The sequence below is a fragment of the Marinobacter salinus genome (genome assembly GCF_001854125.1).
Classification (GTDB): domain Bacteria; phylum Pseudomonadota; class Gammaproteobacteria; order Pseudomonadales; family Oleiphilaceae; genus Marinobacter; species Marinobacter salinus.
The window spans coordinates 1,703,069-1,729,250 of record NZ_CP017715.1 but is presented as its reverse complement, the minus strand read 5'-3'; the positions used below and the strand labels follow the sequence as shown (position 1 = coordinate 1,729,250).

Below are 26,182 nucleotides of genomic sequence, written 5' to 3'. Positions count from 1 at the left end.
GCCAAACCCTTTGGGTGGAACTGCTAAACTGTGACGTGCGTCTGATCTAAACAAAAGGTGACAAAATCTGACACAAGCTGACGCACGTAGCCCGTATCATTTGAAATCAGGAAAGCCCTTTGGCATTCGCGCGATCAGATCCGGAGCAGCTTAATGGCGTATGATAACAACGTTGTCCGTTTTTCGGGCCAGCAGCCCCCGCAGCGGTTCTCGCTGCCACCGGCTATGGTCCGCCTGCGTGACGCGTCTGGTCAGTCTCTGAAAAGTGTATTGGCCAGCTTCTTTGATCGCGCCGATGATGCTCTGTTTGAGCTTGCCGACCGTGCAGGCTCAAACACAGATCAAACCGCGTACTTTGATGCCATGCGGGAGCTGCGCCTTCGTCGAAAGGCTATGGTTGTTTCTGTGCTCCAGCATGTCAGCCAGGCCTTTAACGACATCGGAAAATTCAAACCCCGCCAATCCTCTGGCTCACTGGATGACGCTGATCAAGACTCTTTGAGCCTTGTCGACCACTCCCAGCTTGAGCAACAGGTCGCCATTGATAACCTGATTAACAAGCTTCGCAACCGTTACACCGACCAGATTCGTCTGCTGACGGTTCGGGTGGCTCATCTCGTCCCCCGATTCGACCTGGCAGACAGCCAGATGCCTTTGAGTCCGGAGGTCATCTGTGGCGGTGTGGCGGAAGCCTGCTCAGACCTCGACATTGATATCCGTGCCAAGCTCGTGGTGCTGAAACTGTTTGATCGTTTGCTTGCTGATACCCTCGGTGATTTCTATCAGGAAGCCAACCGGACGCTGATTGAGCAGGGTGTCATGCCTGAAATGAAGCGTCCGCCTGTCGCCAGGAGCGGCTCAGGCCAGGGTTTCTCTGGCAGAGAAGTGCCTGCTTCAAAGGCGGGCTCTTTTCGATCAGCCGGTCCAGACGAGCAGGGTGGGAGTGGGGCTCCGCAGCCAACGTTTTCAGAGCTGAGTGCGCTCTTGCACCAGGGTGCTGGCAGTGGAGGCGGTCATGCTGCGTCCGGTGAAGACTATCTGGATACAGACCTCCTGATGGCTCGTCTGAGCGAGATCCAGACTTCCTCAGGCCAGTGGGGCGTCGAGCAGGTGGTGGCTTTGAGTGATCAGCTCAAGCCGGTACTGAAAGCGGCGAACGGCAGGGCCCTTAATGTGGGACAGGTCGACAGCGATGTCATCAATCTGGTCGCCATGCTGTTCGATTTTATCCTTGAAGATCGCCAACTGCACCCGGTCATGAAATCCCTGATTAGCCGGTTGCAGATTCCCGTTCTCAAGGTTGCCCTAAGTGACAAAACCTTTTTCAATCGCGGCGGACATCCCGTTCGGAAGCTCCTCAATGAACTGGCGCTTTCGGCAATCGGCTGGTCTGAAAAGCGCGCGGGCCAGAGGGATCCACTGAGGGAAAAAATCGAAACAGTGGTGGACCGCGTGCTGAGTGAATTCGCGGATAACATCGGTTTGTTCGAGGAGCTCCTGACAGACTTCCGGCATTTCATGGATCTTGACCGTCGCCGCCGGGAGTTGGTTGAGCAGCGTCTCCGGGACGCGGAAGAAGGTCGGGCCAAACAGGAGCGAGCGTCCGAGGCTGCGGAAGGACTGGTTCGGGATCAGCTTTTGAACCGGGATGTGCCGGAGCCCGTCAGCCAGCTTTTGCAGGAGCCCTGGAGCAAATACCTTCAATGGGTTGTCTTGCGGGAAGGTGAAGATAGTGAGCGCTGGAAGAACGCCCGGGACCTGACTGAACGCTTGGTGTGGAGTGTGGACCCAAGGCCCGTGACCGACTCCACCCGAAGTGACCTGTTGCGGGCGATCCCCTCAATCGTTGATGAGTTGCGCAAAGCCTTACTGGAGATTTCCTGGGACCCGTTCGCGACCGACTCAGCGATACGTGATCTGGAGCTTGTTCACGTCGATGTATTTCAGCGCCTGGTTACCGAAACCGGCCGTTCCGCAGCGCCCGTGGAGGAGCCAACCAGTACCCCCGAAGAACCTGTCGGGAAAGCAGAAGAGCCCGAGGATATACCTGAGCCGGCAGTGCCCGAGACGGTTGATACGCCATCTGTTGAATCCACTGAAACAGTCCCTCGGGAATGGCTTGATCGTGCCGACAATCTCCGTGTTGGCTCGTGGGTTGAATTGTCCAGAGACGGCGGTAAGGTGCGTTGTAAACTGGCAGCCTTCATAAAGGCGACGGGCAAATACATCTTCGTCAACCGAAGCGGGGCCAAGGTTGCAGAGTACCACCGTCACGAACTTGGCTCTGCCATGGCAGCGGGTGATATCAGCATGCTCGACGACGGCCTTATTTTTGACCGGGCCCTGGAGTCCATCATTGATAACCTGCGCAGCAGCCGAAAAGACTAAAGGCATGGCAACTCCCGTAACTTTGTGCTTCAATCAGGGCATGCTCTAACGCCCTGATACCTTTGGATTTACCTTGCCAGATTCAGACGTTGTCCCGGTCCGTCAGGCCGTATTTCCTGACGACATCAAAGCGCTCCGCGAAACCGGTAGGGTGCCAGGTTTGCGCTGGTGTCCTTCCCCCAATTTCGGCCCCCGACCAGAGGGCGCATCCATCAGTCTTCTGGTGGTTCACAATATCAGTTTACCCCCGGGGCAGTTTGGTGGAGCCGAGATTGAGGATTTCTTCTGCAATCGACTCGACTGCTCTGCGCATCCCTACTTTGAAGCCATTGCCGGTATGCAGGTATCTGCGCACATCCTGATAAAACGCGATGGCTCCCTGACACAGTTTGTGAGTTTGCTTGATCGTGCCTGGCACGCGGGTCGATCCTGTTTTCAGGGGGATGAAGAGTGCAATGACTTTTCAATAGGTATTGAGCTGGAGGGAACCGATGAGATTCCTTACACCGATGCCCAGTACCGCTCCCTCGCCTGGTTGTCGCGACTTGTAATGATGGCGTGGCCCGAGATCACACCTGAACGCGTAACCGGACATTGCGACATTGCACCTGGCCGAAAAACGGATCCCGGTCAGGCTTTTGATTGGGGGTACTTTCTGGCGTTACTGGAGAATTCGTCTTCCGGCGAGGAGGGTGCCTGAATGGTGCTGATCGTATTTTTACTGGCGTATGTGCTGCGGCGAAGGCTGGATACGCAAGGCAGGCTTTCCGGTGACACCCTCTGGCGACAGTGGTTTCGCCAGGCCGGGAAAGTCGAAGCGGGTCACGAAACCGGAATTGGCGCGGGATTGGCGCTGGTTACCCTCCCGGCACTTCTCTCAGGTCTGGTCATCTACCTCCTCGACATATCCGGTTGGAGACTTGCGGGGTATCCCCTGGAGTTTCTGGTGCTTACCCTGATGATGGGTGTCCCCGGCTGGAGGCATTCATTGCGCACCTATGCCGATGCGTGGCACCGCGGGGATATGCAGGCAGCATGGCACCACATTCAGGATCGCTTGCCGGCTGCGGAGAGAGGGGCCGCGGTATCACCTGAAGCCATGCATCTGTCGTTCTCTAAAGCATTGATGCTGGCTGTTTTTCAGCGTTTCTTCCTGGTTGCCTTTTGGTACGTCGTTGGCGGTATTGGTTTTGCCATATTGGCCCGTGGCCTTGTTGCGTTGACTGAACAGTGGCCCCATGCCGCGGCAAGGCCCCGGTTTGCGCGCCTGCTGGAACTGATGGCCTGGATACCCGCCCGACTGCTCTCACTGACGTTCGGTGTCGCCGGTGACCTGGCTGGCTGGCTCCGGGAAACACGCTCAACCTTTACCGGAATTAGCAAAAGCGCTGGGGAAGTCCTCATGATTTCCGCCAACGGGTCGTTAACCGGGTATGCGCTGGACCCTGCCAGGTTTTCGCGGATCCATCCCGAGGAATGGACTGACTTCGGAGGGCGTAGCCTGAGTGCGATACGAGATTTGCTCAACCGGAGCATGCTGGTATGGATATGTTTACTGGCGTTGCTCGTGATCTCGGGAATTGCCTGACGTCAGAATTGTAGACGGGATTACAAAATAATAATAAATACTACTTTAGTATTTAGGGCTGTAGGCGACAATACAAAAAAAAGAACAACAATTCAGTTGTTAAGGTTCCAACGAGAGGGCAAACGTGAAGCAACTCATTAATCCCGCCATAGCCTTGATGAACCGGCTGCCCATGGTCTTCAAGTTCAGCCTCATCAGTATACTTTTTCTCCTACCCATTGGTGGATTGTCCTGGCTGGTGATCACCGAGCTGAATCAGTCTGTGCAAACCATGACCCGTGGCGTGGAGGGGCTTGAGCAATTGCAGAATGCAGAGCGGTTGCTGTCAGCCTCCGTCGGGTATCGTGATTACCGGGCACCGGGAGTTCTCAAAAACCAGAAAGAATTACTGGCTGAATCGAGAAAGGCGGCCGACCGGATTGACGCCATTCTTGAAGCCCTGGTTGTGGAGGAGCGCTCATTCGACACTTCGGGAGCCTGGGCGGAACATGTCTCGGCCCTCAGGCAGGACTGGGAGGCCCTGAAATCCGATGATAATTATCAGGGCAGTATCGACCCCCAGTTCAAGTATTATCAGGCCTTTGTGCAAAAGGTCCTTGCCCTGCTTCCCGCAACAATCGAAATCTCCGGACTGAGTCAGGGGGCATCGCGGGAAAACCTTCTTTTGCTGGGATTGCTGCAGGAAGCTCTGCCCGAGACCCGTGACGTGATTGGTCGTGCCCGTGCCTATGGCATTTTTGCGCTGGTGGAAGGGCAGGTCGGGTATGCCCTGAGTGAGACGCTTAACGGCCTTTACGACCAGCTTACCAACCGGGATTCTATGTTATCCCCGGCGCTGTCAGTGGCGTCTGACGCCTCTCCACGGCTGGCTGGCGAGGCATCAGGCACGATCGAGAGGATTAATGAAAGTCTGGTGGTCGTTCGTGATGCCCTGGACCTGAACGTCATTACCCCAATGCGCCTGGAAATGCCCTGGAAGGAGTATGACGGGCTGATTAAGGCGCAACTCGAACATTATGATGCCCTGCAAACCGTCATTTTCGATACCGTCAGCGCAAACCTGTCTTCGCGGCTGGAAAGAGAGGTCAATCAACGTCGCCTGATTGTTATTGCACTGGTGGCGGTTCTGCTGGTTGTGGTTTACCTGTATGTCGGCTTCTTCATGTCTGTTCGCACAGCCATTAACCGGTTTACGGAGGCGGCCCGCAATGTCGCGGCGGGAGATATGACCACCCACATTCGTTTGAGCAACCGTGACGAACTGGGTGAGCTGACCAGTGAATTCAATAATATGACCGATCGCATTGCCGAGCTGGTCCGTTCGGTCAGTCGAACCACGGGCGACGTTGGTCAGCAGGCAGCCAGGGTTAACGATACGGCAGCCGCGAATAGCGAAGCCGTCGCTCGCCAGATGGAAGAGAGTGGCCAGATCAATGAAGCCATGAACCAGATGGTAGAGGCGGTCCACGAAGTGACTGAAAGCGCTCACAGGGTAGCCGACAGCGCCGGTACGGCCGAGAGTGACACAGAGACTGGTCGGGAGGTGGTAGCGGATACTGTGGCGACGATCAACCGCCTGGCGACGGAAATTTCCGGAGCGGTGGAGGTGATCAACCGTGTCAGCAAGGATAGTGACAACATCAGTCAGGTTCTGGTCGAGATCAAGGCCATTGCCGAACAGACCAACCTGCTTGCCCTGAACGCTGCTATCGAAGCGGCGCGCGCCGGTGAACAGGGGCGGGGCTTTGCGGTTGTAGCGGATGAGGTGCGCTCATTGTCCCAGCGTACCCATAAATCCACGGAAGAGATCGAAGGCATGATTTCAAGGTTGCAGAGCGGTGTTAAGGATGCCGTATCTGCAATGACTAACAGCCGGGACGTCACTGAGGCGACGGTCAAGAAGTCCGGTGAGGTAACGGAGTCGCTCGATCGTATTGCCCGTGGTATCGCCATTATTGTGGATATGAGTCACCAGATTGCCCAGGCGGCTGAAGAGCAGTCCGCCGTAGCCAAGGATGTGAACCTGAACGTTGAGAAAATTGGCGAACTCGGTCAGAAGACCGCCGCTAACGCAGAAGAGACACTGGGTTCTTCTCGGGAGATGTCTGAACTGACAACGTCGCTGCAGCGGTTGGTTGAAGCGTTCAAGGTATAGAGGATCGTTCAGAAAAAATCCGGCTCACAGGCCGGATTTTTTTTGCTCCCACAGAATTTCTTCCCCGCCGTCCCGCCGCGCCAGTACTCTGGCTATGACGAATAGCAGATCCGAAAGCCGGTTCAGGTAATGCCTGGACGCGGTATTGATTGAGTCCTCGTGGCCCAGCGCCACGACAATGCGCTCTGCCCGTCGGCAGACGGCGCGCGCCAGGTGGCACTGGGCAGCGGCAGGAGACCCCCCGGGAAGGACGAAGTTCTTCAGTGGAGGGAGATGTTCGTTGTACTGATCGAGCGTCTGCTCCAGCCATTCAATATGGTCATCTCCGATCACCCGGCTGCCCGGTATGGCAAACTCTCCGCCCAGGTCGAACAGATGGTGCTGGATTCTGCGCAGGCTCCCAATCAACACGTCTTCGCTGTCGAGGGTCTCGATTAACAAGCCGATATGGCAATTCAGTTCATCGGCCGTGCCCATGGCCTCGACCCGTTGGGCATTCTTGGCAATCCGGTTGCCGTCGGCAAGTCCGGTTGAGCCATCATCTCCGGTGCGGGTATAAATCTTTGAAAGTCGATTACCCATCGGGTTGCTCCTGTATGTTTGGCGACAGTAGTTTTACCTGTTCAGTCAGCATTTGGTTCACCGGTGTGGGTATTCCGGCGTCTATTCCCAGGCGGACCAGATAGCCGTTGATGAAATCAATCTCGGTTTTGCGGCCCGCCAGCGTATCGCTGCGCATGGATGAGGTGTTTCGGGCCGTATTCTCCGCCACGGTTTCAATCTGTTGGCGAAGCACCTGTGGTCGTTCTTTCGTTTGACCGTTCGCGGCCATGAGTGCGGCTATCTCGCTGCACAGGGAATCAATGTTTTGCTGGTAGAACTCCGAGGTGAGAATCTCACCGTTGGCGCAATTCAGGATGGCAGTGAAGGGATTAATGCCGGCATTGATCACCAGCTTTTGCCAAAGTCGGCTCAGAATGTCACTTTCCCGGTGAATCGAGAGGCCACTTGTGGCGAGCTGCTGTACGATCGGGCCGACGTAGGGTTGAGCGGCCTCGTTCATGGCACCGATCCAGGTTTGTCCCGATCCGGCGTGAATGACCGTGCCAGCGTCAGGCCGGTTTGCACCCTCTGTGGTGCTTGCGGCCAAAACGGGATGGCCGGGCCAGCGTTGAGCTACCGCCTGCTGGCTTCCGAGTCCGTTCTGAAAAAGCACCACGGGAGTGTTTCCTGGAAGAGTAGCCATCACGGAGGTTAGCGCATTCTGGGTATCGCCGGCCTTGGTGGTTACAAGCAGAAGACTGACCGGGTCCCCGAGTGCCTGCCAGGGCACGGAGACATCCTGGATTGAGCCGTCTGGCCCCTGAAATTGAAAATCCACCGGGCTGTTACCAGAGGCTCCGGCCCGGGGCACGAAGGCCGTTTCTCCGGCAGGCAGGGAGGCGGCCCACAGCCGCCCCAGTGCACCTGCGCCCAGAATGGCAATCATGCCGTTACATGGCCTCTATGTCGGCCCGCTGCTGGCTCAGGCGAGACAGGCTACCTTGGGCATCCCGGAGTTTTTCCTGCTCCTTCTCCACCACTTCGGCGGGTGCCTTGGCGGTGAATTTCTCGTTGCCAAGCTTGCCTTCGAGGCGCCCGATCTCTTTCTGCAGGCGTTCCAGTTCCTTGTCTAGCCGCTTGAGCTCCGCCGCCTTGTCAATCAGCCCGGCCATGGGGACCAGCACTTCCATCTCGCCAACCAGTTGGGTCGCGGACATGGGGGCCTTGTCGCCGGCAAACCATTCCAGGCTTTCCAGCTTGGCCAGCGATGCCAGGAACTGGCGGTTGTCGTCCATTCGTCGTTTGTCTTCCGCATCTTTGCCGCGCAGCAGAACCGGAATTTTCTTTGCCGGAGAGATGTTCATTTCGCCGCGAATGTTCCGTACGGCGACGATCACACCCTTGAGCCACTCGATATCAGCGGCAACGGCCGGATCCTGCTTGCTGCTGTCAGGCTGGGGATAGGGCTGCAGCATGATACTGTCACCGGACTTGCCGGCCAGAGGCGCAATTCGCTGCCAGATTTCTTCGGTGATGAACGGCATGATCGGGTGAGCCACCCGCAGGACCGCTTCAAGCACACGGACCAGTGTGCGGCGGGTGCCCCGTTTGGCCTCAGCACTTGCGCTCTCGTCGTTAAGGGCAGGTTTCGACAGCTCCAGGTACCAGTCGCAGTACTCATTCCAGATAAACTCGTATAGGGCGTAGGCAGCCAGGTCAAAGCGGTACTGATCCAGGTGACGAACCACGTCCTGCTCGCATTTCTGCAGCTCGCTAATGATCCAGCGGTCAGCCAGGGAGAGCTCGACCGGCTCGTCGTTAACACCGCAGTCCTCACCTTCGGTGTTCATCAGCACGTATCGGGCGGCATTCCACAGCTTGTTGCAGAAGTTGCGGTAGCCTTCGAGGCGCTTCATATCCCAGTTGATATCACGGCCCGTGGTGGCCATGGCCGCCAGGGTAAAGCGCAGGGCGTCGGTGCCGTGGGCGGCGATGCCTTCCGGGAATTCCTTCTCGGTACGCTTGCCGATCTTCTCGGCCAGCTTCGGCTGCATCAGGTTTCCGGTGCGCTTTTCCAGTAATTCGTTCAGGCCAATGCCGTCGATCATATCCAGAGGATCGATAACGTTGCCCTTGGACTTCGACATTTTGTCACCGTGTTCGTCCCGGATCAGGCCGGTGACATACACAGTGTGGAAGGGCACCTGCGGCGTGCCATCTTCATTCTTCATGAAGTGCATGGTCATCATGATCATTCTGGCGACCCAGAAGAAGATGATGTCAAAACCGGTGACCAGCACGTCGGTGGGGTGGAAGTTTTTCAGGCGCTCGGTGATTTCCGGCCAGCCCAGGGTGCCGAAGGTCCAGAGTGCCGAGCTGAACCAGGTGTCCAGAACGTCGTCGTCCTGAGCCAGTTCGAGATCGCCCGACAGGTTGTATTTCTGACGCACTTCCTCTTCGCTGCGGCCGACGTAGATGTTGCCCTCGACGTCGTACCAGGCCGGAATGCGGTGGCCCCACCAGAGCTGGCGGGAGATGCACCAGTCCTGGATGTCGCGCATCCACGAGAAGTACATGTTCTCGTACTGCTTCGGTACAAACTGAATGCGCCCGTCTTCAACGGCTTCAATGGCCGGCTTGGCCAGGGTCTTGGCATCGGCGAACCATTGATCAGTCAGCATCGGCTCGATAATCAGACCGGAGCGGTCGCCCCGGGGCACGCTGAGCACGTGGTCTTCTTCCCGCTCCAGCAAGCCACTATCTTTAAGGTCGGAAACGATGGCTTTGCGGGCGTCCTCGCGAGTGAGGCCTGCATAAGCACTGGGTACCTGGCCATCGATCTCGGTGTTTTCGGTGCCGTCGGAATTGAAAACCTCGGCAACGTCCCGGATGTTGGCATCCTGGGTCATGACGTTGATCATGGGCAGGTGGTTGCGCTTGCCTACGGCGTAGTCATTGAAGTCATGGGCGGGCGTGATCTTCACGCAGCCCGAGCCTTTCTCCGGATCGGCATGGTAGTCGGCTACGATCGGGATCTTCCGGTTTACCAGCGGCAGCATCACGTGCTTGCCGATCAGGTGCTGATAGCGTTCGTCGTCCGGATGCACAGCCACGGCGGTATCGCCAAGCATGGTTTCCGGACGGGTGGTGGCGACGATCACGTAATCCTTGCCGTCCAGGGTTTTTGCGCCGTCGGCCAACGGATAACGAAGATGCCAGAAAAAGCCTTTCTCTTCTTTATTCTCCACTTCCAGGTCGGAAATAGCGGTGTGCAGTTTCGGATCCCAGTTCACCAGGCGCTTGCCGCGGTATACCAGGCCTTCGTCATACAGGCGGATGAAGACTTCCTGAACGGCTTTGTAGAAGCCGTCGTCCATGGTGAAACGCTCGTGGTCCCAGTCCACGGAGTTGCCCAGGCGGCGCATCTGACGGGTGATGGTGCCGCCGGAGTGTTCTTTCCAGTCCCAGATCCGTTTGATGAATTCCTCACGGCCGAGATCATGGCGAGTTTTACTTTCTTCCGCAGCTACTTTGCGTTCGACAACCATTTGGGTGGCAATGCCGGCGTGGTCGGTGCCTACCTGCCACAGGGTGTTGTGGCCCTGCATGCGCTTGTAGCGGGTGAGGGTATCCATGATGGTGTGCTGGAACGCATGGCCCATGTGCAGGCTGCCGGTGACGTTGGGCGGCGGTATGGCGATGCTGTAGGACTGGCCTTCGCCGGAGGGCCGGAAGTACCCTTTGGATTCCCAGTTCTCGTACCACTGGCGCTCGATGTTTTCTGGCTGGTAGGTTTTTTCCATGGGTTTCTGCTGGTGACCGTTGGTTGATTCACAAGGGAAAATTGAGACGCCCGATTATACATGGTCGCTATCTTTGCGGCGAACCTCTCATAGCATAAGACTGCAAGTTCGGGTGCCAGCGCAGCAGGAAATGCCTTTCCAAAACACGCCCACGAGTACGTCCCTGTAGGCTCGTTTCGGGCCGTCCATGGCCCTCAACGGTTTTGGAAAGGCATTTCCTGCTGCGCGTTTCAGCTCAGGTGCAGGTCGCCTGTTGTTTATCGCTTTCTCTGATCGTGGACTCTCGGTTCGATGCCCAGGGCCCGCAACTGCTTGAAGTGCGATCGTGCCTGATTCAGAACGGACGGGTCGTTGTGGGCGACCAGGGCAAGTCGTTTGAACCGGTCGGCGTCGGCCGGCAGACTCTCGGAAAGGATAATGACGGTATCCCAGTCTTCGGCAACTGGCGGGCACAGCAGTATTCCGACGGGATCTGTGCAGGTGGTGGCGGAGTCCGGTACCACGCTGTGTGGGATGAACGCATCGGGGCTGAAGTTCCATAGCAGGTCGTCCAGTTCCTGGGCGTGTTGCATGGTGTCGCAGACGATGCAGACACGGTCTCCCTGCTGCCATGCCTTGTCTACCAGTTTTGCGGCATGGAGGTTGCGGGCGGCAGGGGCGTTTTGGGTCAGGATGTGGAACCAGTAACGCTGGTTGCGATCGGCTTGCCCGGAGGAACCGGCAGCAGCGCCGCCGGTTTCCGTGTGATTTTCTGAATTACTTGCCTGCATGGGACATCAGGTAATCAACCAGCAAGGGAACCGGACGGCCGGAGGCGCCTTTGGCCTTGCCTGACTGCCATGCGGTGCCGGCTATGTCGAGATGCGCCCAGCGGTATTCTTTGGCGAATCGGGACAGGAAGCAGGCCGCAGTAATGGTGCCGGCAGAGCGGTCGCCAATGTTCTGCATGTCTGCAAAGTTGCTGTCCAGCTGGCTCTGGTAGTCGTCCCACAGCGGCAGGCGCCATGCACGGTCGCAGGCGCGCTCGCCCGATGCCAGAAGTTCATTCGCCAGCTCGTCGTTGTTGGCGAGCAAGCCGGTGGCGTGATGGCCCAGGGCGACGATGCAGGCGCCGGTGAGGGTGGCCATGTCAATGACGGCTTCCGGATCGAATTTCTTTACGTAGGTGAGGGCGTCGCAAAGCACCAGGCGGCCTTCGGCGTCAGTGTTGAGGATTTCCACGGTCTGCCCCGAGAGGGTGGTCACGATGTCGCCTGGTCGGCAGGCTCCACCATCTGGCATATTTTCGGCCGCGGCAATCACCGCAACGACGTTGATTTTGGGCTTGGTTTCCGCCAGTACCTGCATGGCGCCAAAGACGCTGGCCGAGCCGCCCATGTCGTATTTCATTTCATCCATGCCGGCGCCGGGCTTGAGGCTGATGCCGCCCGTATCAAAGGTGATGCCCTTACCGACCAGGACGTGGGGCTTGTCTTTCGCCTTACCACCACGGTACTCCATCACGATCAGGCGTGGCGGCTGTGTGCTGCCTTTGCCAACGGCCAGGATGGTGTTCATCCCCATCTTTTCCATCTGCTTTTCGTCAAGCACTTCGGTCTTGATGCAGTCGTGGTCTTTGGCAAGCTTCTTGGCCTGCTGGGCGAGCCACTCCGGGTGACAGATGTTGGGAGGCGTGTTGCCCAGGTCGCGGGTGAAGTTCATGCCGCGACCGGTCGCCAGGCCAAGATTGAAGGCATCTTTCAGGGCTTTCCCGGCACCGGATGCCGCCACCAGTACTTTGTTCAGCTTGCGCGCACCGGGCTTTTCGCTCTTGAATTCGGTGAAGGTGTAGAGCTGGTCTTCCAGGGTACGTCCCACCAGGCTCAGGCGCGCAGCTTCTGAGCTGACTGTTTCATCGCCTGTGACAGCGGTGTCCGTAAGAGCGATCAGTGCCGATTTGGACGGGCCTTCTTTGAGTGCGCCCATCATGGCTATGAGGGCCTTGCGGTAGTTGGCCGGTGTCCGCGCCGAATCATCCCCGGTGCCGACCACAACTAACCGGGCCCAGGGCTGGTCGTCCAGGGGAAGGGTGCGGGTGCTTGCGTTTTTACCGCTGATATCACCTGCGTTCTGGAGTTTCTTGATCAGCCCGCCTAGCGCTTCGTCTGCCTCGGATGTGGACTCCGGCCAAGTGCCTTTTTCGGGCAGGCCGATAACGAGACAGTCTGCTTTCGTGTTTGCGATGGCTTTACTGCTCAGGCTGAAATTCATGGCAACTCCTGTTGATTGTACTGAAGAAGCGTCCGCAGATCGCGGAGGCTGGTTCCGGTCTAGTCTAGCATTGGGGTTTGCAGGCAATTTATCAAGCGGCGGTGCATCAAGAGTTCCATGGCCCGCGCCCTGTTCCCTTTGCGCTGTCAATCGACGGAAAGGTTACATAGAATACGCGCAGTTCCCTGTTTCCTCCATGTTTCAACGGGCACTGCCAGAGAGACCGTTTTGGGCATAATTTTCCGTTATCTTATCCGTCAGGTAATGATCAGCATGGTTGCCGTTTCCGGCATACTGCTGCTGGTCTTCATGAGTGGCCGGTTCATCAGGTACCTCGATAGCGCGGCCGAGGGCTCTATTTCCGCCGATGTTCTTCTGAGTATCATGGCTTACCGCTTTCCGGGTTTTCTGGAGCTCATTTTGCCATTGGGTCTGTTTATCGGCATTTTGCTCGCCTATGGGCGCATGTACCTCGAGAGCGAAATGACGGTGTTGTTCGCCTGCGGCATCAGTAACGGGCAGTTGCTGCAAAAGACACTGTTGGGCAGCATCCCGGTCATGGTCATTGTTGGCGCCATGAGTCTTTATATCTCGCCCTGGGGTATGAAGCAGGTCGAGCAGATTCTTAACGAGCAGCGCAAGGCAACAGAATTTGAAATGCTGGTGCCAGGGCGATTTCAAAGCTTTGGCTCCGGGGATCGGGTCACCTACACCGAAGGGTTAAGCGACGACAAGCGGGAGCTCCGGGGTGTGTTCATCGCGGAGTATGGTAAGAGTGGTGACGGCGTTACCATCATGACGGCCCGTTCAGGCTCCCAGTTTGTTGATGAAGAAACCGGCAGCCGCTTCCTGGTTCTCCAGGATGGGGGGCGCTTTGACGGGATTGCCGGCAGGCTTGATTACGACACAATGGGGTTTGAAGCTTACGGCCTGAAAATCGAAAGTGGTGAGGCACGGAACAAGGAGTTGGAGAAGGGTGTCACCACTGAGTACCTCTGGCAGTCCGACAACCTTGAAGATCGGGCGTTGCTGCACTGGCGCTTGTCGCTGCCGTTGATCGTTCCGATTGTCACCCTGCTTGCGGTCCGGCTGAGCCGGGTTAATCCCCGGCAGGGGCGTTTCTTTCATCTGTTGCCTGCCATGCTGGTATATATCACTTATCTTGGCTTGTTGATTGTCGCCAGGGATGCGCTGGCGGACGGCAAGGTGCCGGAGTGGGTTGGTATGCTCTGGGTCCATGGAATTTTTCTGATATTCGGGCTCTGGTTGCAGTTCGGGCCTTCCTGGCTCCACCGGCGGCGCCTGATGCGCGAGGAGCCGGCCCATGCGTAGGATTGATGGCTACGTGATGCGCACCGTTGGCAGCGCCATTTTTCTGGTTATGGTCGTGGTGCTTTCGCTGGATCTGATTTTTGGCTTCATTGGCGAACTCGAAAACACCCGTAACGATTATCAGACCCTCGAAGTGCTCTGGTACGTATTCCTGACCCTGCCTCGCCGGATTTACGATTATTTGCCGCTGGGTGCGTTCATGGGGTGTCTGGTAGGCCTGGGGTCTCTGGCCAGTTCCTCTGAGCTGACTGTCATCCGCGCCGCCGGGGTATCCCTCAGGCGAATTGTCTGGTCGGCTATGAAGCCTGCGCTGGTAGTGGTGGTTCTGGGCGTGTTCATCGGTGAATACGTTGCTCCTCCCGCCGAGCGGTATGCCCAGAGTGACAAAGCAGTGGCACTGGGTGCAGGGAGTAATGTGGCATCGGCCAGAGGGGTCTGGCACCGGGAAGGGGATGTGTTCATGCATCTTAACGCGGTCCAGCCCAACGGTGTACTCCACGGGGTTTCCCTGTTCCGTTTCAATGATGAGCGTGAGCTGGAGTCCGCAAGCTTTGCCGAGCGGGCAATCTATCAGGGTGATTACTGGCTGCTGGAAAAAGTCAGCGAAACCGACATTGGAGAAACCGGTACAACCCTGTCAAAGCACCCGACACTACGATGGGATACGGGCCTGTCACCCGGCGTTCTGAGCGTTCTGATCGTAAAGCCGGAGAATCTCTCCATGACCGGGCTTTATACCTACGCACGCTACCTTAACGCCCAGGACCTCAACGCCAAGATATACTGGCTGGCGTTCTGGAAAAAGGCGCTGATGCCTCTGGGTACCGCCGTTATGGTTCTGGTGGCAATCTCGTTCGTGTTCGGGCCATTGCGCTCGGTGACAATGGGCTTCCGGGTTTTTACCGGATTGCTGGTAGGCCTGGTGTTCAAGTACATGCAGGATATTCTCGGCCCGATGAGCATGGTGTACGGATTCAATCCACTGATTGCGGTACTGGCACCGATTGCGGTGAATGCCGTGGTGGGGGCCGTGCTGATGCGCCGGGCCGGCTAGAGCGGCCCGGCCACTAGTTCTTCGGAGTTTTTTTGGAATCCTTGGGGACCTGAACGACGACGCTGTCCGACATGCGGTCGGTTAGCGACAGGCCATTAATGGGATAGAACAGGGCAATGATGGCGGGTAGCGTCAGGAAGAGGGTGGCGGCGCCGAAGTAGTAGCCGGCCAGCAGCGCCAGGAAAAAGACGGCTGCAGCTGTGACGTAACGACGCAAAGCCTGACTCCAGCTGACGGACACCCCGTCCAGGTTTTCGATCCGGATTCGCCAGACCTGCATGCCCAGAGTTTGCCCGATGCGGGTCCAGAAATAAGCGAAGAACACATACAGCAGCAGGAAAAGCACGAAGGTCAGGCCTGGGTCTCCGGAAAGCTGGCCGGCCTCTGCCATTTGCTCAAAGCGATCCCAACCGGTAATCCAGCCACCAATCATGGTGTAGATCCAGGTAATAACAAGCAGAACTGCAATGCTGATCAAACCATCATAAATAATGGCCAGAGCCCTTTTTAAAAAGGTGGCTGGCGGAAAAAGTTCCTCGGCGTCATGGAAGCGTCGGGGCATGGAATCTCCTGTGATGTTTCACGTTTTTCCTGTTCTCGGCGTGTGCTAGAGTAGCGGATTTGCGCGAGCATGTAAGTAATCGTATTCAATCGTGGACCCGACGGCATTTCCGGCGGGTTTCTGGAAAGGTATCAAAGGGCTATGAAAACCGCAGAGTTGCGACAGGCATTTCTCGATTATTTCAAACAGCAAGGTCACACCATTGTTCCAAGCAGTTCGCTGGTACCCGCGGACGACCCCACATTGCTGTTTACGAATGCGGGAATGAACCAGTTCAAGGACCTGTTCCTCGGCCGTGAAGAGCGCGACTACACCCGAGCCACGTCTTCCCAGAAATGTGTACGTGCCGGCGGCAAACACAATGACCTTGAGAATGTGGGTTATACCGCCCGTCATCACACCTTCTTTGAAATGCTTGGTAACTTCAGCTTCGGCGATTATTTCAAGCGCGAAGCCATCAACTACGCCTGGACGTTCCTCACCGGCAAGGACTGGCTGAATCTGACGCAGGAAAAACTCTGGGTAACCGTTTACGCCGAAGATGACGAAGCCTACGACATCTGGAACAAGGAAGTCGGTGTTCCTGCCGAGCGCATCGTCCGCATTGGCGACAACAAGGGCGGGCGCTATGCGTCTGACAACTTCTGGCAGATGGGTGACACAGGCCCCTGCGGCCCCTGTACCGAAATCTTCTACGATCACGGCCCGGATGTGGCTGGCGGTCCTCCAGGCTCTCCAGAAGAAGACGGCGACCGTTATATTGAGATCTGGAACGTGGTGTTTATGCAGTACAACCGTACTGCCGATGGCGAAATGCTAAAGCTGCCCAAGCCGTCTGTGGATACCGGCATGGGGCTGGAGCGCATTACTGCTGTATTGCAGGGCGTGCATAGCAACTACGAGATTGACCTGTTCCAGGATTTGCTGGCGGCTGCCTCCAAGGTTCTTGGCGGTGCGGCAACCACCGAAGCGTCTCTGCGGGTTGTGGCCGACCATATCCGCTCCTGTGCTTTTCTGATCGCGGACGGCGTTATGCCTTCCAACGAGGGCCGCGGCTTTGTCCTGCGCCGGATCATTCGCCGTGCAGCGCGCCATGGCAACAAGCTGGGCGCAACAGGGCCGTTCTTCTATAAACTGACCGGTGCCCTGTGTGAACTGATGGGCGATGCGTTCCCGCAGCTGGTCAGCAGCCGCAAGCAGATCGAAAAGGTGCTGCTACAGGAAGAGGAACAGTTCGCCAAGACCCTGGATAAGGGTCTGCGACTGCTTGAACAGGATATTGCTGAGCTCAAAGGGACCGAAATTCCGGGTGAAACCATTTTCACCCTGTATGACACTTTCGGTTTCCCGGTAGACCTGACCAACGACATCGCCCGTGAGCGCGGCTTGACGCTGGATTACGAAGGCTATGAGAAGGCCATGGAAGGGCAACGTGAACGTGCACGTGCCGCGAGTAAGTTCGGTATCGACTACAACGCGGGTGGCCTGCAGATTGAGGGCAAAACCGAGTTCACCGGATATGACCATGTCGACGGCCACGAGAGAATTCGCACGGTTATTGTGGGCGGCGAAGAAAAGGCCGCAGAAGCAGGCGATGAGGCCGTTGTCGTGCTTGAGCGTACTCCGTTTTACGCGGAATCCGGTGGCCAGGTAGGCGATACCGGCCTGCTGACCTGGAGCGGTGGTCGTTTCAAAGTGACCGACACCCGCAAAGAAGGGGATAACCACCTGCATCTCGGTACGCTGATTGAGGGCGAGTTGTTTCCGGGGCTGGAAGTGGATGCGCGGATTGATCATGCCCGCCGCGAGCGCACCAAGCGCAACCACTCTGCCACGCACCTGCTACATGCTGCGTTGCGCAAGGTGTTGGGCGAGCATGTGACCCAGAAGGGCTCGCTGGTGGATCCAGAGAAGCTGCGCTTTGATTTCTCGCATTTTGAGGCATTAACGCCGGACCAGCTGAAAGAGATTGAGCGTCAGGTGAATGAGCAGGTTCTCGAAAATACCCCGGTACAGACCGAAATTACCGACATGGAAAACGCCCAGGAAAAGGGGGCCATGGCACTGTTCGGCGAGAAATACGGGGATGTGGTTCGGGTCCTGAGCATGGGCACCGACCGCTACTCTGTTGAGCTGTGCGGCGGTACTCACGTCGGGCGCACCGGCGATATCGGCTTGTTCCGTATTACCTCTGAAAGCGGTATTTCTTCAGGAGTTCGCCGGATTGAGGCGGTGACCGGCTTTGGCGCTCTGGAGTGGGTGGATGAAACCGAGCGTACCTTGCGGGAGGCTGCCCGCCTTGTGAAGGGCGGCCGCGAGTCCCTGGTTGAGAAGGTTCAGCAGACCGTCGATCGCAATCGCCAGCTTGAAAAGGAAGTGGATGCTCTCAAGGCGAAGCTGGCCAGCTCAGCTGGCAGTGATCTGGCGGGCTCCGCGGTTGACGTTGGCGGGCTGAAAGTCGTGGCGTCGGAGCTTGAAGGTGCAGACCGAAAGGCGCTGATGGAAACCGCCGACCAACTGAAGAACAAGCTGGGAGAAGGTGTGGTGGTCCTGGCCAGCGTACAGGATGGCAAGGTGACTCTGGTGGCCGGCGTGACCAAGTCTGCAACCGGAAAAATCCGGGCAGGTGATCTGATGAAGCACCTGGCCGCGCAGGTTGACGGTAAGGGCGGCGGTCGGCCGGATATGGCCCAGGGTGGCGGCAATGATCCGTCCAAACTGGCAGGGGCGCTTGCCGGTGTTCCAGCCTGGGTTGGGAAAAATATCGCATAAGCAACTTTTTTGGGAGCGGGCTGGAGTTTATAATCCAGCCCGCTTTCTTTTGACTGGTGGAGAACTCCTCCACCGTGAGTCCCGTTTCGGAGTTTGGGAAAAAATGGCCCTGTTGGTTCAGAAATTTGGTGGTACTTCGGTTGGAACGACTGAGCGTATCGAAGCGGTTGCGGAGAAGGTCTGCCGTTTCCGGAAGGAAGGTCACGAGGTCGTGGTGGTCGTTTCTGCCATGAGTGGCGAAACCAACCGGTTGATCGGGCTGGCCAATGAAATTATGGAAGAACCCACGCCCAGGGAGATGGACGTGCTCGTCTCGACCGGCGAGCAGGTTACGATCGCCCTGTTGTCTATGGCGTTGCAGAAACGTGGCTGTGAAGCGCGTTCCTATACCGGGTCGCAAGTCCGGATCGTTACCGATAGTACTCATACCAAAGCTCGTATCAAACAGATTGACGAGCAGCGGATGCGTGAAGATCTGGATGCCGGACGTGTGGTGGTGGTCGCCGGATTCCAGGGTATTGACGAGAGCGGCAATATTACAACGCTTGGCCGCGGTGGTTCCGATACGACGGCGGTTGCATTGGCGGCTGCGCTGAAAGCAGACGAGTGCCAGATTTATACCGATGTTGATGGCGTCTACACCACCGACCCCCGAGTCGTTGATAGTGCTCGGCGTCTCAAGCAGATCACCTTCGAAGAAATGATCGAAATGGCGAGCCTTGGTTCCAAGGTTCTTCAGATTCGGTCCGTAGAGTTTGCAGGTAAATACAACGTTCCATTACGGGTTCTTTCCAGCTTCCAGGAAGGGGAAGGCACCCTGATTACTCTTGAGGATGAAAACGCCATGGAACAACCGGTTGTTTCCGGCATTGCCTTTAACCGTGACGAAGCAAAACTGACTATTTCCGGCGTTCCCGATACTCCGGGCAGCGCTTTGCGTATACTGAAGCCTGTTAGTGACGCCAATATCGAAGTGGACATGATAGTCCAGAACGTTGGCGAAGATAACAGAACTGCGTTCACGTTCACCGTGCATCGCAACGACTTCAAGCGCGCGAAGGAAGTGCTGCAACGGGTTGCAGATGAACTGGGTGCGCGGGAAGTTGGCGGTGACAGCAAGATAGCCAAGGTGAGCATTGTGGGCGTGGGTATGCGGTCCCATGCCGGGGTTGCGACTCAGATGTTCGAGGCGCTTTCCAATGAAGGCATCAATATTCAGATGATCTCCACATCGGAAATCAAGATTTCCGTGGTGATCGATGAGAAGTATCTCGAGCTGGCGGTTCGCGCACTGCATAGTGCGTTTGGGTTGGACAAGCTCGCGGTAGAAGAAGAGGCCGTAAAGCGCAGTTAACAGGTCGAACTGCGAGGTCTCGGAAAAGGGAACCATTTGCTGAGCCTATGACAGCTCGGATCCGTATAAGGGGATGTGCGTCTTTTGCTCAGCCAGTGATCCCACTATAAAAAGAATAAGTATAGAAAAAACCATTTGTCGGAACAGGTAGCTCTGGATAGGGAGTATGGGATATGTTGATTTTGACTCGCCGTGTTGGCGAAACTCTGATGGTGGGTGACGATATCACCGTCACCGTGCTCGGAGTAAAGGGGAATCAGGTACGCATTGGCGTTAATGCCCCGAAAGAAGTGGCGGTACACCGTGAAGAAATCTACCAGCGTATTCAGTCGGAAAAAGGCTCTGAAGAGCCCGAGCCTGGCAACAGCTGAGAGATGAAAAGCCGTTCAAGGGAAACCTGAACGGCTTTTTTCATTTCATGGGAAACCGAGATCGAAAAATCTTGTGTCAACCCTATGAAAACAGAAAAATTATGGTAGTATACGCCCCGTTCTCAAGGAGAGGTGGGTGAGTGGCTGAAACCAGTTCCCTGCTAAGGAACCGTACGAGCAATCGTACCGAGGGTTCGAATCCCTCCCTCTCCGCCATTTTCTTTTCGAAGAAAACGAGGCAGGTTGACGTAGCACTCAACCAAAGCAAGTGATGAATGCGCGGCTGTAGCTCAGCTGGATAGAGTACCTGGCTACGAACCAGGCGGTCGGAGGTTCGAATCCTCCCAGCCGCGCCACTTCCTCAATACCTTGCACCAGTTTTAAGCGGCTGTAGCTCAGCTGGATAGAGTACCTGGCTACGAACCAGGCGGTCGGAGGTTCGAATCCTCCCAGCCGCGCCATATCAAAGTTTGACGCCTCAGTTTGTGTACCTCACAGGCTGGGGCGTTTTGCTATGTATAGCTCTTATTGCCTCAGCATCCCTTCTCTGAAGCCCCGCAGCGCGATCTGATGTTTGCTCCAGATCAATCTCTGGGCGGTTAAAATTGCACAGTCTCGGTGCTTCTGCTTATTCTTGAAAATGTAGAGAATACTTTTCAAGGAGCGGAAACCATGAATAAAACGATCAATGGTGCCTATGATAATCACGACCAGGCCAAGAATGCGTGGGATGATTTAATAGCCACAGGCATTCCCAGAGACAACATCTTCATCGATGAGGAAGCGAAGGTCGTGAAGGTGAGCGTCCCTGCGGAAACGGAAAGGGAAATTCTGGAGATATTCGGGCGCCACAAGCTTCATTAACTCATCTGACATCGAGAGCATCGCCATCCGGTGGTACTCGGGTAATCTTTGGGAAGGAGCGGAGTCATGAGTGGTAAAGATGGAGATGTGGCAGGACGCGGTCGGCGGGACCGCTTGATTAAGGAAGAGATTCACGATCCTTACATGGCGCGAAGCAAGCCTCCGGAGCCAACTGTCTGTCCCGGATGCAGTGCAGTGTTCAGCAAGGGCCGATGGCAGTGGTCACCGGAGTCGGCGGAGGGGGCCCATGAAATGATGTGCCCGGCTTGTGAGCGAATCCGGGATGACATGCCAGCGGGCATTCTTACATTGAGCGGCGGTTTTCTTGGTAAGCATAGGGACGAGCTTCTCAAGCTGATCAGGAACAAGGTAGAAGAGGAAAAGGCCAATCACCCGCTGAAGCGCCTGATGGGGGTTGAGGACGGGCCCGATGGCGAATTGATCGTGAAGTTTACCGATCTTCATCTGCCACGAGGCACCGGTGAGGCGGTTGAGCGGGCCTATGATGGCGATCTCGATATCCAGTACACAAAGGAGTCCAATCTGGTCCGGGTGTACTGGAGTCGGGAGTAGTTAGGGCTGCGGCAGACGGAGAGACCCGTCCCCGTCGTCCGCAGCTCCAGGATTTTGATGATGACTGGCTGTTATCAGAGCCTGAACCGGGAGACCAGAGTCTGCAGTTCGCTGCCGAGCCTGGCCAGCTCAGAGCTGGAACTGGCGGTTTGATTTGAGGAGGCGGCCGACTGGTCAGTGACGTCTCGAATGCGGGTGACGTTCACATTAATCTCCTCGGCTACAGACGTTTGCTGTTCCGACGCGGTAGCGATCTGATTATTGTATTGCTTGATTTCGTCTACAGCCCGGGTGATCCGTTCAATGGTGCTGCCCGTCGCGGTTGCTCGTTTCAGGGTGTCGGAAGCCAGCGACGCGCTGGACTCCATTGCTGAAACGGAGTTTCCAGCACTGGTTTGCAGCGAGGTCACGAGCGTCTCTATTTCCTGTGCCGAGGCCTGGGTCCGTTGCGCCAGGGAGCGAACCTCATCGGCAACGACTGCGAACCCCCGACCTTGCTCGCCGGCCCGGGCAGCCTCAATTGCCGCGTTTAGAGCTAGCAGGTTGGTTTGTTCGGCCACGGATTTGATGACATCCAGAACGGTACCGATATTGGCGGTTTCCTTCTGCAAGCCCTGGATAGTTTCCATGCTCTGGTTCACTTCACGGGTCAGGTTGTTTACCTGATTGACGGTCTCTGTGACTTCCTGTTCGCCTTCGATGGCCTGATTGGCGGCATCCGAGGCAATGCCAAAGGCCTGTTCGGCATTTCGTGCAATGTCAGCGACGGTCGCGGTCATCTCGTTCATCGCCGTGGCGACCTGATCGGTTTCCTGTTTCTGGAGGTTGATACCATCGCTGGTCTGATTTGAAACGGTAGAAAGCTCTTCCGCGGAAGCGGCGATATTGGTGGCACCGGATTCGATGCTCCTGACCAGCTCTCGCAGACCGGTCACCATGGTTGCCAGAGCTGCCATCAGGCGCCCAATTTCATCGGTTCGTTGGTTGTCGATCTTTACCGACAGATTGCCGGACGCAACCTCAGATGCGATGGCGACAGCCTGGTTGATGGGTGCGGTAATTGCGCGGGTAATCAGGAAGGCCATCAAGATGCCAAGCAGCACTGCTATGCCGGTAGCGCCAAAAATCAGAACTGTCGCTTGCTGGCGATCCGACTCCATCATCTCGGCTTGTTGAGCACGCAGACCGTTTGCCGATTCGATGACACTCCTGGCCGTCGCTACCATGTCTTGGGAAAGCTGGCTGCCGGACTGGGTAAGGGTGGCCACGGTCTTGAATTCGTCCACGTAAGCATCGAGTGCCTTGGTGATTTTTGCTTTCTCTTCGGCGCTGATGGCTGCCGATTTCAGTGGCCCCTGTACCCGTTTTGCGTCGCCGAGGTACGCCTCAACACTGGCATCGTCATGCTGGATCAGGAACTTGCGTTCGGAGCGGCGCATATCTTCAAAAATGGCCGATGCAAAAAACAGCGAGCTGTGCGCCTTGAGCGATGAGCCGAAGATTCTGGCCTTGGTTTCCAGTCGGCCCAGTGCTTCTTCCTTCTGACCTATGTTTACTTCCACCTTGCCCATCAACGACTGATACTGACTGATATCGGACTGGATGTTGCCGAGAGTCTCAATATCTTGCGGATCTGTTAGCAGGGGTTCGATGTTGCTGGTGAGCCCAAGCACTTTATCGCCCTGAGCCTGGGACTTTTGGACGTATTCGGCTTCACCGGTTAACAGAAAGTTCTTTTCCTCGACCCGAGCCTCGGTCAGCCCTGTGTTCACTTGTCCGAGCAAGGCTACGATATTTGATCGCTGGCTGTATGTTTCCAACGCGCGATTTCCAACCACTCCAACAATAACTGTGAGCAGCAGGAGAAGGGCGAATCCGGCCGAGAGTTTCGTTCGGATGGTCATGTTGCCAAAGAAGTCTGGAAGTCTCATACGATGTCCCTGAAGCGTGTGAGCAATGCCCGTCTTGTCGTCTGCTCAACAGATAGCGGAGGAGCATTATTGATACGCAAAATCGGTGGTTACTTACTTTATTGTGGCTCTATTAAGTATGTTTTCAGAAAAGAATTCAATTGTTATACGTAACAGATGATTGCGGCGTCCGAAAAAAGCGATACATAAAATAGCATTTTACGGTGTTTAAAATATCAGGATTTGGGATTCTTTGGCTCCAGCGCTTCAAATCCGGACACGAGATCAAGGAGCTCAGAGGTTATCACCGTTTGCCTGGCTCTGCGGTAACTCATGGTAACGTCGCCGATACGTTCATCCAGATTGCGCTCGGCTGACTGCATCGCTGACAGTCTGCTCGCATGTTCACTGGCCTGTGACTCGGCGCAGGCGCGGAATACTGAAACAAACAGGTACTGATCCAGCAGGCGATGAAACAAAGCCTGCCGCTCCATGGTGAATGTCGGCAGGCTGCGGGAAGGCCAGGGTTCTTCTTCAAGGCGATGAAAACGCCTCAGATTCATGGGCAGTAACTGCACCCCGGTGGGTTGGTAGCTGCGTTGGCGGGAATGGCGGTTGTAGAAGAGAAAGATATAGTGTGCGCCGGCTTCTTCCTGCCACTGATCGATTTTCAGAAGGATTTGCTGAACGGTAGCAGTGATCTGTACTGCTGATCCCGGCGTCAGGAAGTCTTCTTCGACGTGCAGACCGGCGTTCTCGAGGCTGCCCGCCACACGGGCGCCGACCGCAAGAAGGCGGCGGTCTTCTTTCTCCGCGGCAGTGGAATCCATGCGCATGATGGCGTGCTCGGCGATTTCCTCATTAAAGCGGCCACATAGTCCATGGTCTGACCCGAACACGACGGCGCCCAGACGGCGGGGGCGGGAAGCCGGACCATGTTCAAAGCCAGAGGGTTTCATGTCCTTCAGCACGACATGAAGCCCAAGTTCCACTGTTCGGTAATAACCACCGAGGGCTTCAACCGCCTGCTCAAACTGATGGATGTTTGCGGCCGAGAGCGCCTTCATGGTTTTCACAATGCTGCGTAGCTGATCCAGACTGTCCAGTTGCTTGTGAAGTTGTTCCAGTGATTCCATGGGTTAGCTCCCGCTTGCCTGAACGATGCCGGCCAGCGCGACCTCAAGTTCCGACAAAACCCTTTGCCATTGGTCATCGTCCAGCGTTTCGCCGTTTTCCATGTTTGCGCAGAGTTCGGGGAGAGTCTCCAGCAGGTGTTTCTGAATCCGTTTTTCGGCGTTCGCGATTGCATCCAGAGGCACGTCATCCAGCAGTCCGGCATTGACGGCCTTCAGCACCGCCACCTGCTCACTCGCGCGCAAAGGGTGGCGCTCGTTCTGTTTCAGGACTTCCCGCACTCTTCGGCCCCGCTCGATGGTGGCGCGAGTTTCCTTGTCTAGGCGGGTAGAGAAGCGGGCAAAGGTTTCCAGTTCCTCGAACTGGGAATAGGACAGGCGGAGGTCGCTGGCGACACTGCGGAGGGCGGGGTGCTGGGTTTTACCGCCAACCCTTGAAACCGATTTACCGACATGGATTGCCGGCAGAAGCCCTTTCTGGAAAAGGACCGGAGACAGATAGATCTGGCCATCGGTTATGGAGATCAGGTTGGTCGGGATGTAAGCCGAAATATCCTGTGCCTGGGTTTCAATCACTGGAAGAGCCGTCAGGGAGCCGCCACCAAATTCCTTTCGCAGATGGGTGCTGCGCTCCAACAGGCGGGAATGAATATAGAAAATGTCGCCCGGATAGGCTTCCCGTCCCGGGGGACGGCGCAGGAGCAGCGACAGCTCACGATAGGCCCGGGCATGGCGGGTCAGGTCATCGTAGACAATCAGCGCGTCATAGCCTTTCTCCATGAAATACTCGGCCATGGTGGTGGCTGCGTAGGGTGTGATGTAACGCAGGCCGGGAGGGTCGTCATCGGGGGCGACAACCACGACTGTGTGGTCCAGGGCATCGTGTTTACGTAAGGTTTCGACCGCTTTGGCAACAGCGGTGGCCCGCTGACCTACTGCGCAATAGATGCACTTAACACCTTTGTTCCGCTGATTGATGATGGTGTCGATGGCCACGGATGTCTTGCCCGTCTGTCGGTCACCGAGAATCAGCTCCCTTTGCCCACGACCGATCGGGATCAGAGCATCAATCGCTTTAATACCAGTTTCCATGGGGACTGTTACCGGGGAGCGCTCGATGATTTCCGGAGCAGGGCGCTCAATTGGCCGACGTTCATGAAACTCCAGCGGTTTGCCCCCGTCCAGGACCTTGCCGGTAGCATCAATCACCCGCCCGAGAAGGCCCTCGCCCACGGGCGTATCTGCCTCTCGGCCGGTAGCCGTGACACGAATACCTGCGCCCAGTTTCTCGCTATCGCCCAGGAGCATGATGCCCACTTCGTCCGGTTCCAGATTGATGGCCACTCCGAGTACGCCATCGGGAAACTGCACAAGCTCCTCGGAGGTGACGCTTGCCAGCCCCCGAACCCTGGCAATGCCCCCGCCAACCTGTATAACCGTGCCCGTTTCGTGGCTGCGTAGTGTCGGCTCGGTGTCCTCAACCACCTTGTGGAGTGTGGCCATGGTGTCGTCAAGGAGTTGCTGCAACAC

20 protein-coding genes and 3 tRNA genes are annotated in these 26,182 nt (G+C 56.5%); 14 read left to right on the top strand and 9 right to left on the bottom strand.

From position 1 onward, the window contains the following. Positions 1-153 precede the first annotated feature (153 nt). The 4 genes from BKP64_RS07925 to BKP64_RS07910 all read left to right on the top strand — a co-directional run bounded on the left by BKP64_RS07925 (position 154) and on the right by BKP64_RS07910 (position 6,131). Positions 154-2,388 (top strand): DUF1631 domain-containing protein, encoded by a 2,235-nt coding sequence (locus BKP64_RS07925; protein ID WP_070968239.1) that lies wholly within the window; start codon positions 154-156, stop codon positions 2,386-2,388. A 124-nt stretch (positions 2,389-2,512) separates the two neighbouring features. Beyond that, positions 2,513-3,088: a 1,6-anhydro-N-acetylmuramyl-L-alanine amidase AmpD gene (gene ampD / locus BKP64_RS07920; RefSeq protein WP_198402680.1), complete on the top strand. Its 576-nt coding sequence runs from the start codon at positions 2,513-2,515 to the stop codon at positions 3,086-3,088. Continuing rightward, a complete protein-coding gene (ampE, locus tag BKP64_RS07915) occupies positions 3,089-3,976 on the top strand; it encodes a regulatory signaling modulator protein AmpE (protein WP_070968234.1) in 888 nt (295 codons plus the stop codon). 124 nt (positions 3,977-4,100) lie between these two features. Further along, positions 4,101-6,131: a methyl-accepting chemotaxis protein gene (locus tag BKP64_RS07910; protein WP_070968231.1), complete on the top strand. Its 2,031-nt coding sequence runs from the start codon at positions 4,101-4,103 to the stop codon at positions 6,129-6,131. Positions 6,132-6,155: 24 nt separating this feature from the next. Here the strand turns inward: BKP64_RS07910 and BKP64_RS07905 are convergent, their stop codons facing one another. From BKP64_RS07905 to BKP64_RS07885, 5 genes are all read right to left on the bottom strand, one after another. After that, complete coding sequence (locus BKP64_RS07905) at positions 6,156-6,713, bottom strand: cob(I)yrinic acid a,c-diamide adenosyltransferase (RefSeq protein WP_070968227.1); 558 nt, start codon at positions 6,711-6,713, stop codon at positions 6,156-6,158. Then, on the bottom strand, positions 6,706-7,620 hold the full coding sequence (locus BKP64_RS07900; RefSeq protein ID WP_070968225.1) for a ketopantoate reductase family protein: 915 nt from the start codon (positions 7,618-7,620) through the stop codon (positions 6,706-6,708). The genes BKP64_RS07905 and BKP64_RS07900 overlap by 8 nt, the downstream gene beginning before the upstream one ends. A 4-nt stretch (positions 7,621-7,624) precedes the next feature. Next, positions 7,625-10,477: a valine--tRNA ligase gene (locus BKP64_RS07895; RefSeq protein ID WP_070968222.1), complete on the bottom strand. Its 2,853-nt coding sequence runs from the start codon at positions 10,475-10,477 to the stop codon at positions 7,625-7,627. Between the two features lie 257 nt (positions 10,478-10,734). Further along, the gene (locus tag BKP64_RS07890; RefSeq protein WP_070968219.1) at positions 10,735-11,247 is read right to left on the bottom strand and encodes a DNA polymerase III subunit chi; all 513 of its coding nucleotides are present in this window, start codon (positions 11,245-11,247) and stop codon (positions 10,735-10,737) included. Next, positions 11,234-12,727, bottom strand: coding sequence for a leucyl aminopeptidase (locus BKP64_RS07885; protein WP_070968216.1), 1,494 nt, complete (start codon positions 12,725-12,727; stop codon positions 11,234-11,236). Before BKP64_RS07885 ends, BKP64_RS07890 begins: the two co-directional genes overlap by 14 nt. 228 nt (positions 12,728-12,955) lie before the next feature. Here BKP64_RS07885 and lptF point away from each other — a divergent pair, with 228 nt between their 5' ends. Both lptF and lptG read left to right on the top strand, forming a co-directional pair. Next, complete coding sequence (gene lptF / locus BKP64_RS07880) at positions 12,956-14,059, top strand: LPS export ABC transporter permease LptF (protein WP_070968214.1); 1,104 nt, start codon at positions 12,956-12,958, stop codon at positions 14,057-14,059. Further along, complete coding sequence (gene lptG / locus BKP64_RS07875; RefSeq protein ID WP_070968211.1) at positions 14,052-15,113, top strand: LPS export ABC transporter permease LptG; 1,062 nt, start codon at positions 14,052-14,054, stop codon at positions 15,111-15,113. Before lptF ends, lptG begins: the two co-directional genes overlap by 8 nt. Before the next feature lie 13 nt (positions 15,114-15,126). On the opposite strand, the gene BKP64_RS07870 is transcribed toward lptG, so the two are convergent. Further along, positions 15,127-15,675, bottom strand: a complete 549-nt coding sequence (locus BKP64_RS07870; RefSeq protein ID WP_070968207.1) for an RDD family protein — start codon at positions 15,673-15,675, stop codon at positions 15,127-15,129. Between the two features lie 141 nt (positions 15,676-15,816). On the opposite strand from BKP64_RS07870, the gene alaS reads away from it, so the two are divergent. From alaS to BKP64_RS07830, 8 genes are all read left to right on the top strand, one after another. Next, on the top strand, positions 15,817-18,447 hold the full coding sequence (gene alaS / locus BKP64_RS07865; protein ID WP_070968204.1) for an alanine--tRNA ligase: 2,631 nt from the start codon (positions 15,817-15,819) through the stop codon (positions 18,445-18,447). Between the two features lie 103 nt (positions 18,448-18,550). Further along, a complete protein-coding gene (locus BKP64_RS07860; protein WP_070968202.1) occupies positions 18,551-19,801 on the top strand; it encodes an aspartate kinase in 1,251 nt (416 codons plus the stop codon). A 173-nt stretch (positions 19,802-19,974) separates the two neighbouring features. Beyond that, complete coding sequence (gene csrA, locus BKP64_RS07855; RefSeq protein WP_008172808.1) at positions 19,975-20,172, top strand: carbon storage regulator CsrA; 198 nt, start codon at positions 19,975-19,977, stop codon at positions 20,170-20,172. Positions 20,173-20,298: 126 nt separating this feature from the next. After that, a tRNA-Ser gene (locus BKP64_RS07850) sits at positions 20,299-20,388 on the top strand. A gap of 63 nt (positions 20,389-20,451) precedes the next feature. Next, positions 20,452-20,528: transfer RNA gene (locus BKP64_RS07845), tRNA-Arg, on the top strand. A gap of 28 nt (positions 20,529-20,556) precedes the next feature. Continuing rightward, a tRNA-Arg gene (locus BKP64_RS07840) sits at positions 20,557-20,633 on the top strand. A 211-nt stretch (positions 20,634-20,844) separates the two neighbouring features. Continuing rightward, on the top strand, positions 20,845-21,036 hold the full coding sequence (locus BKP64_RS07835; RefSeq protein WP_070968199.1) for a hypothetical protein: 192 nt from the start codon (positions 20,845-20,847) through the stop codon (positions 21,034-21,036). 66 nt (positions 21,037-21,102) lie between these two features. Continuing rightward, positions 21,103-21,609 carry a BCAM0308 family protein gene (locus BKP64_RS07830; protein WP_070968197.1) on the top strand — a complete coding sequence of 169 codons (507 nt, stop codon included), beginning with the start codon at positions 21,103-21,105 and terminating at the stop codon, positions 21,607-21,609. 74 nt (positions 21,610-21,683) lie between these two features. Here the strand turns inward: BKP64_RS07830 and BKP64_RS07825 are convergent, their stop codons facing one another. The 3 genes from BKP64_RS07825 to BKP64_RS07815 all read right to left on the bottom strand — a co-directional run bounded on the left by BKP64_RS07825 (position 21,684) and on the right by BKP64_RS07815 (position 26,182). Next, a complete protein-coding gene (locus BKP64_RS07825; protein WP_070968195.1) occupies positions 21,684-23,540 on the bottom strand; it encodes a HAMP domain-containing methyl-accepting chemotaxis protein in 1,857 nt (618 codons plus the stop codon). Positions 23,541-23,755: 215 nt separating this feature from the next. Further along, on the bottom strand, positions 23,756-24,655 hold the full coding sequence (locus BKP64_RS07820; protein ID WP_070968192.1) for a F0F1 ATP synthase subunit gamma: 900 nt from the start codon (positions 24,653-24,655) through the stop codon (positions 23,756-23,758). 3 nt (positions 24,656-24,658) lie between these two features. After that, positions 24,659-26,182 (bottom strand): alternate F1F0 ATPase, F1 subunit alpha, encoded by a 1,524-nt coding sequence (locus BKP64_RS07815; RefSeq protein ID WP_083329181.1) that lies wholly within the window; start codon positions 26,180-26,182, stop codon positions 24,659-24,661.